General features: G+C 68.1%; 10 protein-coding genes and 3 tRNA genes. 8 read left to right on the forward strand and 5 right to left on the reverse strand.

Features of this window, described 5'->3' with window-relative positions:
* Positions 1 to 186: 186 nt before the first annotated feature.
* The 6 genes from ACIP6U_RS20650 to ACIP6U_RS20675 all read left to right on the forward strand — a co-directional run bounded on the left by ACIP6U_RS20650 (position 187) and on the right by ACIP6U_RS20675 (position 5,583).
* A tRNA-Asp gene (locus tag ACIP6U_RS20650) sits at positions 187 to 261 on the forward strand.
* A gap of 27 nt (positions 262 to 288) precedes the next feature.
* Positions 289 to 362 (forward strand) — tRNA-Phe (locus ACIP6U_RS20655).
* A gap of 146 nt (positions 363 to 508) precedes the next feature.
* A complete protein-coding gene (locus ACIP6U_RS20660) occupies positions 509 to 859 on the forward strand; it encodes a hypothetical protein (RefSeq protein WP_401719693.1) in 351 nt (116 codons plus the stop codon).
* A gap of 87 nt (positions 860 to 946) precedes the next feature.
* Positions 947 to 4,891, forward strand: coding sequence for an ATP-dependent RNA helicase HrpA (gene hrpA, locus ACIP6U_RS20665; RefSeq protein ID WP_401719696.1), 3,945 nt, complete (start codon positions 947 to 949; stop codon positions 4,889 to 4,891).
* A gap of 94 nt (positions 4,892 to 4,985) precedes the next feature.
* Positions 4,986 to 5,060: transfer RNA gene (locus ACIP6U_RS20670), tRNA-Asp, on the forward strand.
* Between the two features lie 331 nt (positions 5,061 to 5,391).
* Positions 5,392 to 5,583 carry a DUF6274 family protein gene (locus ACIP6U_RS20675; protein ID WP_401719698.1) on the forward strand — a complete coding sequence of 64 codons (192 nt, stop codon included), beginning with the start codon at positions 5,392 to 5,394 and terminating at the stop codon, positions 5,581 to 5,583.
* Between the two features lie 424 nt (positions 5,584 to 6,007).
* Here ACIP6U_RS20675 and bldC read toward each other — a convergent pair whose 3' ends face one another.
* Both bldC and ACIP6U_RS20685 read right to left on the reverse strand, forming a co-directional pair.
* The gene (gene bldC, locus ACIP6U_RS20680; protein WP_003949541.1) at positions 6,008 to 6,214 is read right to left on the reverse strand and encodes a developmental transcriptional regulator BldC; all 207 of its coding nucleotides are present in this window, start codon (positions 6,212 to 6,214) and stop codon (positions 6,008 to 6,010) included.
* 533 nt (positions 6,215 to 6,747) lie between these two features.
* Positions 6,748 to 7,590: a hypothetical protein gene (locus ACIP6U_RS20685; protein WP_401719701.1), complete on the reverse strand. Its 843-nt coding sequence runs from the start codon at positions 7,588 to 7,590 to the stop codon at positions 6,748 to 6,750.
* A gap of 406 nt (positions 7,591 to 7,996) precedes the next feature.
* Here ACIP6U_RS20685 and ACIP6U_RS20690 point away from each other — a divergent pair, with 406 nt between their 5' ends.
* Both ACIP6U_RS20690 and ACIP6U_RS20695 read left to right on the forward strand, forming a co-directional pair.
* Complete coding sequence (locus ACIP6U_RS20690; RefSeq protein ID WP_401719704.1) at positions 7,997 to 9,100, forward strand: Leu/Phe/Val dehydrogenase; 1,104 nt, start codon at positions 7,997 to 7,999, stop codon at positions 9,098 to 9,100.
* A gap of 281 nt (positions 9,101 to 9,381) precedes the next feature.
* A complete protein-coding gene (locus ACIP6U_RS20695; RefSeq protein WP_401719707.1) occupies positions 9,382 to 9,636 on the forward strand; it encodes a DUF3073 domain-containing protein in 255 nt (84 codons plus the stop codon).
* 94 nt (positions 9,637 to 9,730) lie between these two features.
* On the opposite strand, the gene purM is transcribed toward ACIP6U_RS20695, so the two are convergent.
* The 3 genes from purM to ACIP6U_RS20710 all read right to left on the reverse strand — a co-directional run bounded on the left by purM (position 9,731) and on the right by ACIP6U_RS20710 (position 12,876).
* Positions 9,731 to 10,807, reverse strand: coding sequence for a phosphoribosylformylglycinamidine cyclo-ligase (purM, locus tag ACIP6U_RS20700; RefSeq protein WP_401719710.1), 1,077 nt, complete (start codon positions 10,805 to 10,807; stop codon positions 9,731 to 9,733).
* Between the two features lie 34 nt (positions 10,808 to 10,841).
* A complete protein-coding gene (gene purF / locus ACIP6U_RS20705) occupies positions 10,842 to 12,368 on the reverse strand; it encodes an amidophosphoribosyltransferase (protein WP_401719712.1) in 1,527 nt (508 codons plus the stop codon).
* A gap of 61 nt (positions 12,369 to 12,429) precedes the next feature.
* Entirely contained in the window at positions 12,430 to 12,876 is a 447-nt protein-coding gene (locus ACIP6U_RS20710) for an META domain-containing protein (protein WP_401719715.1), read from the reverse strand.
* Positions 12,877 to 12,897 lie beyond the last annotated feature (21 nt).

Raw genomic sequence — 12,897 nt, forward strand, 5'->3', positions numbered from 1 at the left:
CCACCTCCGAGGGGTCCGGACCCCTGCTCACATGGGCCGGGGCACACCCCGTGGTCTGATACGCTTTTCCAGCGACATCGGCCGCCGGCCAGTGCGAATCGAAGGTCGCAGCGTCCCTCCCCACGAGAATTCAATCCCGTTGGGAACACGCGACACCGTGTGCGAGACTGTCGTACGCAACAGCATGGTCCTGTGGAGCAGTTTGGAGTGCTCGCCACCCTGTCAAGGTGGAGGCCGCGGGTTCAAATCCCGTCAGGACCGCTGAGGTTTCTTTTCGAGGAACCTCGTGGCTGGGTAGCTCAGTTGGTACGAGCGATCGCCTGAAAAGCGATAGGTCGCCGGTTCGATCCCGGCCCCAGCCACCTCCCGAAGACCCCGTCCAGATGGACGGGGTCTTCGTCGTGCGCGTCCGGCTTGGCAGCACCCCCGCCCGGCGCTACCTTCTGGGCTGATCGGTGACCGAGGGCACCGGCTGATGCGGGTGGGGCAGACGACGATGAAGCGGGATATGGCCGGGACCGCCGGGGCTCTTGCGCTGGAGCGGGACCGGGCTCGGTTCGGGTTGATGGCCGTGGTGTTCAGCAATCTCGCGATCGCCGGGGTGGCGCTGTTCGGGGTGTGGCGGCTGGACGGGGACAAGGCGGTGATGGTGGGCGTACTGACGTCCGCGTTCACCGCGGTCAGCAGCATGACCACGGCCTATCTGGGGATCAAGGCCGTCTCCAACACAGCCCAGTCCTTCGCCATGGGGGACGGTGACGCGCGCAAACAGCCGGCGCCGGCGGCGGCCACGCCCGCATCCGCCCCGGAAGCCACGCCGACCGTCACGCCTGGGCCTCCTGAGCAGCGCACTTCCTAGAACCGGTTCAGGAACCGGTACGGGTCGGGGCACCGCGCGGCAAATCATTCGCCACGGATTTCTCCGGGATGAGATCCTGGATCCCGTATGTCTACGCACCCTGCCCCCGCCCTCGGCGCCCTCGCCCCCCGCCTGACCGAGCTGTCGTTGCGCGATGCGCATCGGCTCGGGCGCAGGCTCGAAGGTGCGCGCAAGATCCGTAAGCCCGAGGCTCGGGCTGCCGTCCTCGCCGAGATCGAGACGGAGGTCGGCCGGGCCGAAGAGCGGATGGGGGTGCGGCGGGCGCGGGTGCCCGCGGTCTCGTATCCGGAGCAGTTGCCGGTCAGCCAGAAGAAGGACGAGATCGCGGCGGCCATCCGTGATCACCAGGTCGTGATCGTGGCCGGTGAGACGGGGTCCGGGAAGACCACGCAGATCCCGAAGATCTGTCTGGAGCTCGGGCGCGGTGTCCGGGGCATGATCGGGCACACCCAGCCCCGGCGGATCGCCGCCCGCACGGTGGCCGAGCGGGTCGCGGAGGAGCTGGACACCCCGCTCGGTGAGGCCGTCGGCTGGAAGGTGCGGTTCACCGACCAGGTGAGTCCGGACTCGACCTTCGTGAAGCTGATGACGGACGGCATCCTGCTCGCCGAGATCCAGACCGACCGTGAGCTGCGCGCCTACGACACGATCATCATCGACGAGGCCCACGAGCGGTCGCTGAACATCGACTTCCTGCTCGGCTATCTGGCGCAGTTGCTGCCCCAGCGGCCCGATCTGAAGGTCGTGATCACGTCCGCGACCATCGACCCCGAGCGGTTCTCCCGGCATTTCGGGGACGCCCCGATCGTCGAGGTCAGCGGGCGGACGTATCCGGTGGAGGTGCGGTACCGGCCGCTGTTGGAGGAGGACTCCGAGGACTCCGACCGGGACCAGATCACCGCGATCACGGACGCAGTCGAGGAGTTGATGGCCGAGGGCAAGGGGGACATCCTCGTCTTCCTCTCCGGGGAACGGGAGATCCGCGACACCGCGGACGCGCTGGAGAAGAAGAAGTACCGCTTCACGGAAGTGCTTCCGCTGTACGCCCGGCTCTCGCACGCCGAGCAGCATCGGGTGTTCCAGCAGCACAGCGGGCGCAGGATCGTTCTGGCTACGAACGTCGCGGAGACCTCGCTGACGGTCCCCGGCATCAAGTACGTGATCGACCCGGGCTTCGCCCGCATCAGCCGCTACAGCCATCGCACGAAGGTCCAGCGGCTGCCGATCGAGGCGATCTCGCAGGCAAGTGCCAATCAGCGCAAGGGCCGTTGCGGGCGTACCTCCGACGGCATCTGCATCCGGCTCTTCACCGAGGAGGACTTCCTCTCGCGGCCGGAGTTCACGGACGCGGAGATCCTTCGTACGAACCTCGCCTCCGTCATTCTCCAGATGACCGCGGCCGGCCTCGGCGAGATCGAGAAGTTCCCGTTCATCGACCCGCCGGACCACCGCAACATCCGTGACGGCGTACAGCTGTTGCAGGAGCTGAACGCGCTCGACCCGGCGCAGAAGGACCCGCGCAAGCGGCTCACGGAGACCGGCCGCAAGCTGGCCCAGCTGCCGGTGGACCCGCGCCTGGCCCGGATGGTGCTGGAGGCCGACCGGAACGGCTGTGCGCGGGAGGTCATGGTCATAGCCGCCGCGCTGTCCATCCAGGACCCGCGCGAGCGCCCTGCCGAGAAGCAGACGCAGGCCGATCAGCAGCACGCCCGGTTCAAGGACGAGAGCAGTGACTTCCTCGCGTATCTGAATCTGTGGCGGTACATCCGCGAGCAGCAGCGTGAGCGGGGTTCGTCGTCGTTCCGTCGCATGTGCAAGCAGGAGTACCTGAACTTCCTGCGGATCCGTGAGTGGCAGGACATCTACACCCAACTGCGCACGGTGGCCAAGCAGATGGGGATCCAGCTGAACGAGGAGGACGCGCCCGAGCAGCGCGTCCATGTCTCGCTGCTGGCCGGGTTGCTCTCGCACGTCGGCATGAAGGACGTGAAGGACGGCAACAAGAACGAGTATCTGGGCGCGCGCAGCGCCAAGTTCGCGATCTTCCCGGGTTCGGCGCTGTTCAAGAAGCAGCCCAAGTTCGTCATGTCGGCGGAGCTGGTGGAGACCTCGCGGCTGTGGGCCCGCGTCAACGCGAAGATCGAGCCCGAGTGGGTCGAGCCGCTCGCCGAGCACCTGCTCAAGCGGACGTACAGCGAACCGCACTGGGAGAAGGACCAGGCGGCCGTGCTGGCCTTCGAGAAGGTCACGCTGTACGGCGTACCGATCGTCGCGCAGCGGAAGGTGAACTACGGCCGGATCGATCCGGAGGTCAGCCGTGAGCTGTTCATCCGGAACGCGCTGGTGGAGGGCGACTGGCGCACACACCACAAGTTCTTCGCCGACAACCGCCGACTCCTCAGCGAGGTCGAGGAGTTGGAGCACCGGGCGCGGCGCCGGGACATCGTGGTCGACGACGAGACGCTGTACGACTTCTACGACGAGCGGGTGCCCGAACACGTCGTGTCCGGGGCGCACTTCGACTCGTGGTGGAAGCGGAAGCGGGAGGAGCAGCCGGAGTTCCTGGACTTCGAGCGGGAGATGCTCATCCGGGAGTCGGCCCAGGCGGTCACGAAGGACGACTATCCGGACTCGTGGCGGCAGGGGCAGTTGAAGTTCCGGGTGACGTACCAGTTCGAGCCGGGTGCGGACGCGGACGGTGTGACGGTCCATGTGCCGTTGCAGGTGCTCAACCAGGTCACGGACGAGGGCTTCGACTGGCAGATCCCGGGCCTGCGGGAGGAAGTGGTGACGGAGTTGATCCGTTCCCTCCCCAAGCCGATCCGCCGCAACTACGTGCCGGCGCCGAACTTCGCGAAGCGTTTCCTGGACACGGCGGTTCCTTTGCAGGAGCCGCTCACGGTGACGATGGCGCGCGAGTTGAAGCGGATGGTCGGAGTCCCGTTCACCGCCGACGACTTCGACTGGTCGAAGGTGCCGGACCATCTGCGCATCACGTTCCGGATCGTGGACGAGCGGCGGCGCAATCTGGCCGAGGACAAGGACCTGGAGGCGCTGCGGCTGCGGCTGAAGCCGAAGGCGCGCCAGGCGCTCTCGCAGGCCGCCGCGGCCACCGCCGAGCGCGAGGGCGGCCCGTCGCTGGAGCGCAAGGGCCTCACGGACTGGACGATCGGCACGCTGAGCCGGGTTTTCGAGACGCGTCGGGCCGGGCAGCCGGTGAAGGCGTATCCGGCGCTGGTGGACGACGGCGACACGGTCTCCGTACGCCTCTTCGACACGGAGGCGGAGCAGGCGGAGGCGATGTGGAAGGGCACGCGGAGGCTGATCCTGCGCAACATCCCGGTCAATCCGGCGAAGTTCGCGTCGGAGAAGCTGACCAACGTCCAGAAGCTGGCGCTGTCGTCGAATCCGCACGGGTCGATCCAGGGCCTGTTCGACGACTGCGCGATGGCGGCGGCGGACCGGCTGATCGGTGACTTCGGGGGTCCCGCGTGGGACGAGGAGTCGTACCGGAAGCTGTTCGACAAGGTGCGGGCGGAGATCGTCGACACGACCGTGCGGGCGGTGGAGCAGGTACGGCAGGTGCTCACCGCCTGGCAGTCCTGTGAGCGCCGACTGAAGGGCACGAACAGTCCGACCCTGCTGCCCAACCTCCAGGACGTACGAGGGCAGTTGGACGCCCTTGTGAGGCCGGGTTTCGTGACGGCCGCGGGGCTGCGACGCCTGCCGGACCTGCTGCGCTACCTGACCGCGGCCGACCGGCGCCTTCAGCAGATGCCGACGGGCGTCCAGCGGGACACGTCCCGGATGGAGAAGGTCCACGAGATGCAGGACGAGTACGCGTGGCTGCTGGAGCAACTGCCCCAGGGCCGGCCGATCCCGTCCTCCGTGCTGGACATCCGCTGGATGATCGAGGAGCTGCGGGTCAGCTATTTCGCCCACGCGCTGGGCACGGCGTACCCCGTCTCGGACAAGCGGATCGTGAAGGCGATCGACGCGGCGGTCCCGTAATCACCCCTGCACGGTGGGTGAGTTCGACCAGCGCCCCAACCCTCCTGTACAGTCTCTTCTCGCAGCGCAACGCACCAATCGCACTGCGAAACAAGGTCCTGTGGAGCAGCTTGGAGTGCTCGCCACCCTGTCAAGGTGGAGGCCGCGGGTTCAAATCCCGTCAGGACCGCAGTAGAGGAGGGGCCCGCACTCGACAAGAGTGCGGGCCCCTCTTCATGCCGCGCCTCAAAGCCGCTCGCCGGCCTGTCAAGGTGGAGGCCGCGCCCGCGGCGGAGCCGCAATCAGACACAGCAAATCCCGTCAGGACCGCAGTAAGTAAGAGCCCGGGTCTTCGGATCCGGGCTCTTACGCGTTCCGGTGTCCGTTGGGGCGCCACTTCCGGTTCAGACCCCTCAAGAGTCCCTCATCGCCTCATGCCGTCTTGACGGCGTCACATTCGCTCGGTACCCAGAAACCAGGGCACATTCCCGTGCGGCCCGTGCGGCCCCTGGAGGTGGCGTATGGCGGCTTCGGTCAGGCATGAGACGCGGGCGTTGCTCCGTGCGCACCTGGCGGCCGCCACGTCCTACCGGCATCTGATGCGTCACTGTCCGATCTGCCATCGCCTGCTGTGGCAGGAGTTGGACTCCGCGCCACCGACCGGCGCGGTGACCGATGAGGCCGTCGAGGACGAGAGTCCCGCCAGTGCGTGACGCTCCTTTAGCGCACGCGTAGGCGGGGTAACAAGGACTCTGGCATGTGACGGGTGTCACTGCATGAGTTTCTGAAACCGAGGAATTTACCCCTCTCCTACAACTGGTCAATTTTATATGTGCAATTGCACCAGCGCCCGGGGTCTCCGTCAGCCTCCCGTCAGGGTCCCTTCTCAGACTCCGACAAGGTCGCTCACAGCCCCACCGGCCCCACCCACCTCATCCACCGCACGCGCACAAAAAAGATCGCGCTGGACCCGGCGGAGTCCAGCGCGATCGACGACGCACCCTTGTCACGTAATGGGAAAGCCCGGAGGGGCTTGGGCGTGGGCTCTGTTGGGGCAGAACCCGCGTCGTTTGGAGCTAGTGATCGGACGTATCGACAAGTTGGGGGACCTGCCGGTTTGCCCGGTTATCCAGTTGTTCAGGCCTCGCTGCGCTGCTGCGGGATGCCCGCGAGCAGAGCACGGACCTCCGCCTCGCGGTAGCGGCGGTGCCCGCCGAGCGTACGGATCGACGTGAGCTTGCCGGCCTTCGCCCACCGCGTGACCGTCTTGGGGTCAACACGGAACATCGTGGCGACCTCAGCCGGGGTCAGCAGCGGCTCGGCATCAGGGGTGCGAGCGGTCATGAGCGGCCTCCTCGGGAGAACCGAACCTTCTCGGTTCTTTCCTCTAAATTCTGCACCTTGACCCGCGTTGCCCGAAATGGCGGACGCGAGTCGAGTCGGTTATAGGACGAACGGCTTGTCCTCGGCACTACAACTACACCATCTGTCCAACCACGTAGGCCAAACCGATGGAATTGCCCCTCCAGGTATCCATCAGCGACGGAAGCCGATGGACCATGCCATAGCGGACAGTCACGCCACTGTGACGATCAGTCACAGGGCGATCAGGAGTCATCAGACCCCCCAAAGCGTGCAATGCGAGCGGAGTCCTCCCCGGACTCCTTGTCCTATTTTGGCATGAGGAGGGGTAAGGGACGCAAGGGCCGCGTACGTGCGGTCCGTCACGCTTGCCCCTTGTTGACGCGTTGTTGACACATAAGCCCGGATCGGGACCTACGTCCCATGTGGACGCGGCATCAGAAGGCAAGGGCGACTCGCACGAATGCACGAGCCGGTGTCAGGACGAAACCCCAAAACGGGCGATTCGTCAAACGTCAGTTCGCCGAGCGCCGATCCCTGACCGACCGCCAGCGGTCCACGAGGCGCGCGTACGCCGCCCCCGCGGCCGCCCCGTCGCCGTGCCGCAGGGCCTCGATGCCCTCGGCGACGTCCGCCGCCGAGTGGTCGTCCTCCAGCTCGCCGGGCGGCAGCGTGTGCACGAGCCCGCCGTAGTCCAGCTCCACCAGCGAGCGCGGATGGAACTCCTCCAACCAGCGCCCGACATCCAGCAGACCGTCCATCAGCGGCCCCTCGTCGAGGGTGTCCCGCAGCGTCCGCAGGGCCCGGGCCACGCGCCGGCGGGCCTGCACCATCGGCGTGCGGTAGCGCAGCGCGGGCGGGATCTCGCCGGAACCCTTGTCGAAGCGCCGCTCCTCGTCGGAGACGAGCACGAACCAGTGCAGCGGCACCTGCCAGGTCGCCATGCGGATCCACGGGCGGGCGTCGGGGTTGCGCAGCAGCCAGCGCTCGTAGTCCTGGGTCGCCTGGCGTCGTACGACCTCGGGCAGGACCGCCTCCAGGACCGGCGCCGGCAGTTCCCCGGCCAACTCCTGGAGGGCCTGCCAGCCGCGCAGCCGGGTGCGCCAGGGGCAGACGCAGACCACGCCGTCGGCGTCGAGCACGAAGGCGTCGCCGCTCTCGTGCACCGGCACCGGGATGGGCGGGGTGGGCAGCAGGTCGGCCAGGGAGCGGCGCAGCTCGTCCTGGTAGGAGGGACGGTCGGGCCGGCGGGCGTAGCGCGCCCAGTGGGTGCGCTCCGGCTCCGGGAAGGCGGCCAGCGGTTCGTACACGCGCAGATACGTCGCATACGGGACGATCACCGAGGACACCTTGGGCACGCCTGCTCCATCCCCCGCCCACCAACGGGAAAACCTGCGGAACCCGCTCACAAACGGGCGGGAAAACTATCCAAATCGTCGCACGGACGCATCACATGAGTACGTGATCCTGAGCACTGCGCGGTGGCCGGACACCCCAAGGCCCTAGGGTCTGTCTTTCGGATCAGGTCGGCTGTGAGGCTCGGTGCCTCTTGGCCGACCCGAGCGGGGTCTGGTGCGTGCAGCTGCAAGGCGGAGGAGGGCGGCGACGCGGAGCGTCGACAACCGACGACAACGCCGCAGATGTGCGTGCCAGACCCCGCGACGCCGGACTGATCCGAAAGACAGGCCCTAATGTCGTCTCACAGCCCCCGCCACCCATGGGAGCTGGTCTCCAACCGCCGCTACTTACCCAGGAGTCACTACAGTGACCGACGTAACCGGCGCACCTGCTGACGCACTGCACACCCTGTTCCACACGGACCAGGGCGGTCACGAGCAGGTCGTGCTCTGCCAGGACCGCGCCTCCGGCCTCAAGGCCGTGATCGCCATTCACAGCACCGCTTTGGGCCCCGCGCTCGGCGGTACGCGCTTCTACCCCTACGCGAGCGAGCAGGAAGCCGTCGCCGACGCGCTGAACCTCGCCCGCGGGATGTCGTACAAGAACGCCATGGCCGGTCTCGACCACGGCGGCGGCAAGGCCGTGATCATCGGCGACCCGGACCGCGACAAGACCGAGGACCTGCTGCTCGCCTACGGGCGGATGGTGGCCTCGCTGGGCGGCCGGTACGTCACCGCGTGCGATGTCGGTACGTATGTCGCCGACATGGACGTCGTCGCCCGCGAGTGCCGCTGGACGACGGGGCGTTCACCCGAGAACGGCGGCGCCGGCGACTCCTCGGTGCTGACCGCTTTCGGCGTCTACCAGGGCATGCGGGCCAGCGCCCAGCACCTCTGGGGCGACCCCTCGCTGCGCGGCCGCAAGGTCGGCGTCGCGGGCGTCGGCAAGGTCGGCCACCACCTCGTGGCGCACCTGCTGGAAGAGGGCGCCGAGGTCGTCGTCACGGACGTGCGCGAGGAGGCCGTACGCCGGATCCTCGACGCGCACCCGGCCGGTGTCAGCGCGGTCGCCGACACCGAGGCGCTGATCCGGGTGGAGGGGCTGGACGTCTACGCGCCCTGCGCGCTCGGCGGGGCCCTCAGCGACGACTCCGTGCCGGTGCTGACCGCCTCGATCGTGTGCGGCGCCGCCAACAACCAGCTGGAGCACCCGGGCGTCGAGAAGGACCTCGCCGACCGCGGGATCCTCTACGCGCCGGACTACGTGGTGAACGCGGGCGGGGTGATCCAGGTCGCCGACGAACTGCACGGGTTCGACTTCGAGCGGTGCAAGGCGAAGGCCGCGAAGATCTTCGACACCACGCTGGCTATATTCGCGCGTGCGAAGGAAGACGGTATTCCGCCGGCCGCCGCGGCCGACCGGATCGCCGAGCAGCGGATGCACGAGGCGGCGCTGAAAAGGGCCCGCTGAGGTTTGGCCGGTACCCGTCGGCGGGCAGTTAGAGAGAACTCTCACGTCCGTCGGCGGGTCGCCCGCGAAGAAGTGGTTAAAATCGCGGTTGACCAGCGGGGACGGGGCGCCTCGCAGGGGGTGGACCCGGGCCCGTCGTGCGGGCGACGTACCGTATGGGCGCGGGCTCAGGTACCGTGGAAGCCCTACGGACCGGTCTCTCCACGGAGAGCCCGTTCCAGATCATGAACGCGTGTCAAGACTCTGGGGCCGTCGAGCCCCGTCACCGAGGGGGTCGAGCCATGGGGCGCGGCCGGGCCAAGGCCAAGCAGACGAAGGTCGCCCGCCAGCTGAAGTACAACAGCGGCGGGACTGACCTGTCGCGTCTGGCCAACGAGCTGGGCGCTTCGACTTCGAACCAGCCGCCGAATGGCGAGCCGTTCGAGGACGAGGACGAGGAAGACGACGACCCGTACTCGCAGTACGCGGATCTCTATAACGACGACGAGGACGAGGACGACGAGTCCGGCCCTACGTCTCAACGCCGCGGCGCTTGACGACCCAGCGTTGCTTGACCCGGTCCATGCGGTTACCCCCGCCGGACCGGGTTTTGCGCTGCTTGGTGCGGTTCGACCCGGGTAGGGGCGCGGTTCAGCTCGCGTAGTCGCCGATGAGCGCCGCGCCCGTGCCGTGGTCGCCGCGGTCGGTGATCTCGCCGGCCGCCCACGCCTCGACGCCGCGGTCCGCCAGGGTCGCCAGGGCCACGTCCGTGGACTCCTCGGGGACGATGGCGATCATGCCCACGCCCATGTTGAGGGTCTTCTCCAGCTCCAGGCGCTCGACCTGACCGGTCCTGCCGACCAGGTCGAAGATCGGGTCCGGGGTCCAGGTCGCGCGGTCCACGATCGCGTGCAGACCGTCGGGGACGACACGGGCGAGGTTCGCGGCGAGGCCGCCGCCGGTGACGTGCGAGAAGGCGTGCACGTCGGCGGTGCTCGTCAGCGCCAGGCAGTCCAGCGAGTAGATCTTGGTGGGCTCCAGGAGCTCCTCGCCGAGCGTGCGGCCGAGCTCGTCGATCCGCGCGTCCAGGGACAGGCCGGCCTGGTTCAGCAGGACGTGCCGGACCAGCGAGTACCCGTTCGAGTGAAGACCGGAGGACGCCATGGCGATGACCGCGTCACCCGTACGGATGCGATCGGGGCCCAGCAGCCGGTCGGCCTCCACCACGCCCGTACCGGCGCCCGCGACGTCGAAGTCGTCCTCGCCGAGCAGTCCGGGGTGTTCGGCCGTCTCGCCGCCGACCAGGGCGCAGCCGGCCAGCACGCAGCCCTCCGCGATGCCCTTGACGATGGCGGCGACACGCTCGGGGTGGACCTTGCCGACGCAGATGTAGTCGGTCATGAACAGCGGCTCGGCGCCGCACACCACGATGTCGTCCATGACCATCGCGACCAGGTCGTGGCCGATGGTGTCGTAGACGCCCAGCTGCCGGGCGATGTCGACCTTGGTGCCGACGCCGTCGGTCGCCGAGGCCAGCAGGGGACGCTCGTACCTCTTCAGGGCGGAGGCGTCGAAGAGGCCGGCGAAGCCGCCGAGGCCGCCGAGGACCTCGGGGCGCTGGGTCTTCTTCACCCACTCCTTCATGAGTTCCACGGCGCGGTCGCCCGCATCGATGTCGACGCCGGCAGCCGCGTAGGAAGCACCGGTGGAAAGGGGGGTCTCAGACATTGCCTGGGATCTTTCGGGTTGGTTTCTACGAGGCTTACGGGCGACGGATCGCGTCGGCCGCGGCCGTGGCGGCCGGACCGGCCGCCAGCTCGGTCTCCAGGAGCTGCTTGCCGAGCAGCTCGGGGTCCGGGAGCTCCATCGGGTACTCGCCGTCGAAGCAGGCGCGGCAGAGGTTCGGCTTGGCGATGGTGGTCGCGTCGATCATGCCGTCGATGGAGATGTACGCCAGGGAGTCGGCGCCGAGCGAGATGCCGATCTCGTCGATGGTCATGCCGTTGGCGATCAGCTCCGCGCGCGTGGCGAAGTCGATGCCGAAGAAGCAGGGCCACTTCACGGGCGGGGAGGAGATCCGGATGTGGACCTCGGCCGCGCCGGCCTCGCGGAGCATGCGCACCAGGGCGCGCTGGGTGTTGCCGCGCACGATGGAGTCGTCGACGACGACCAGGCGCTTGCCCTTGATGACTTCCTTGAGCGGATTCAGCTTCAGGCGGATGCCGAGCTGCCGGATGGTCTGCGAGGGCTGGATGAACGTACGGCCGACGTACGCGTTCTTCACGAGGCCCGCGCCGAAGGGGATGCCGGACGCCTCCGCGTAGCCGATGGCGGCGGGGGTGCCGGACTCCGGTGTCGCTATGACCAGGTCGGCCTCGACCGGGGCTTCCTTCGCGAGCTTGCGTCCCATCTCCACGCGGGAGAGGTAGACGTTGCGGCCGGCGATGTCGGTGTCCGGGCGGGCCAGGTACACGTACTCGAAGATGCAGCCCTTGGGCTTCGCTTCTGCGAATCGCGAGGTGCGCAGGCCGTTCTCGTCGATGGCGACGAACTCGCCCGGCTCGATCTCGCGGACGTAGGCGGCGCCGCAGATGTCGAGGGCGGCGGACTCGGAGGCGACGACCCAGCCGCGCTCGAGGCGGCCCAGGACCAGCGGGCGGATGCCCTGCGGGTCGCGGGCGGCGTAGAGAGTGTGCTCGTCCATGAAGACGAGGGAGAAGGCGCCGCGCACCTTGGGGAGGACCGTGTGGGCGGCCTCCTCGATGGTCAGCGGCCTGCCGTCCTCGTCGGCCTGGGCGGCGAGCAGCGCCGTCAGCAGGTCGGTGTCGTTGGTCGCCGCGACGCGCGGGGTACGGCCCTCCTGCTTGGGCAGGTCGGCGACCATCTCCGCGAGCTGCGCGGTGTTGACCAGGTTGCCGTTGTGGCCGAGCGCGATGGAGCCGTGCGCGGTGGCACGGAACGTCGGCTGGGCGTTCTCCCACACGGAGGCGCCGGTGGTCGAGTAGCGGGCGTGACCGACCGCGATATGACCCTGGAGCGAACCGAGCGAGGTCTCGTCGAAGACCTGGGAGACGAGTCCCATGTCCTTGAAGACGAGGATCTGTGAGCCGTTGCTGACCGCGATTCCCGCGGATTCCTGGCCTCGATGCTGTAGGGCGTAGAGCCCGAAGTAAGTGAGCTTGGCGACCTCTTCACCGGGAGCCCAGACTCCGAAGACGCCACAAGCGTCCTGGGGTCCTTTCTCGCCGGGGAGCAGATCATGACTGAGTCGACCGTCACCACGTGGCACGGCACCGAGTGTAGGCGAGATCGACCACTGGTCCGAATTGGGGTTACTCGCCGGTAGTGGATCACTCGGCGGCGACGGCGCGGACGCTTGTGCCGTTTTCGCTGGTCAGCGTGAGGGTGTCGTGATCGACTCGGTAGTCGACCCGGCCGTCGAAGAGGGTCAGCAGCGAGCGTTCGGTGCCCATGAGTGAGGCGTCGCACATCATTCGGGTGGTGGACGGACGGCCGAGCGTGATGTGTCCGGCGCGTACGGTGGCCGTCGCGTTGACGGCGTTGCAGCCGAGCCGGCCGCCGACCTTGCCGTTCTTGGCGTCGAAGGCGAGGTACGGCTTGCCCTGCACCTTCTTGGTCGCGCCGTCCGCGGTGATGTCCTGGACCCGCCAGTCCACACCGGTGACGGGCCGCTCGGCATCGACCGAGCCGCTGCCGCCGGTCGCCTTCTCGCTGCCGCACGCCACGACGAGCGGGAGGATGGTCAGGACGGCGAGGGTGAATCGCTGTTTGTCCATGGGGATGGGACGGGAGGGACG

It is taken from the genome of Streptomyces sp. NPDC088794, assembly GCF_044750545.1.
In the GTDB taxonomy this organism is placed as follows: Bacteria; Actinomycetota; Actinomycetes; order Streptomycetales; family Streptomycetaceae; genus Streptomyces.

What these genes read in the sequence shown, in the direction of transcription:
- ACIP6U_RS20660 (WP_401719693.1), top strand. Translation starts at nt 509, where the DNA reads ATGGCCGGGACCGCCGGGGCTCTTGCGCTGGAGCGGGACCGGGCTCGG.
- hrpA (WP_401719696.1), top strand. Translation starts at nt 947, where the DNA reads ATGTCTACGCACCCTGCCCCCGCCCTCGGCGCCCTCGCCCCCCGCCTG.
- ACIP6U_RS20675 (WP_401719698.1), top strand. Translation starts at nt 5,392, where the DNA reads ATGGCGGCTTCGGTCAGGCATGAGACGCGGGCGTTGCTCCGTGCGCAC.
- bldC (WP_003949541.1), bottom strand. Translation starts at nt 6,214, where the DNA reads ATGACCGCTCGCACCCCTGATGCCGAGCCGCTGCTGACCCCGGCTGAG.
- ACIP6U_RS20695 (WP_401719707.1), top strand. Translation starts at nt 9,382, where the DNA reads ATGGGGCGCGGCCGGGCCAAGGCCAAGCAGACGAAGGTCGCCCGCCAG.
- purM (WP_401719710.1), bottom strand. Translation starts at nt 10,807, where the DNA reads ATGTCTGAGACCCCCCTTTCCACCGGTGCTTCCTACGCGGCTGCCGGC.
- ACIP6U_RS20710 (WP_401719715.1), bottom strand. Translation starts at nt 12,876, where the DNA reads ATGGACAAACAGCGATTCACCCTCGCCGTCCTGACCATCCTCCCGCTC.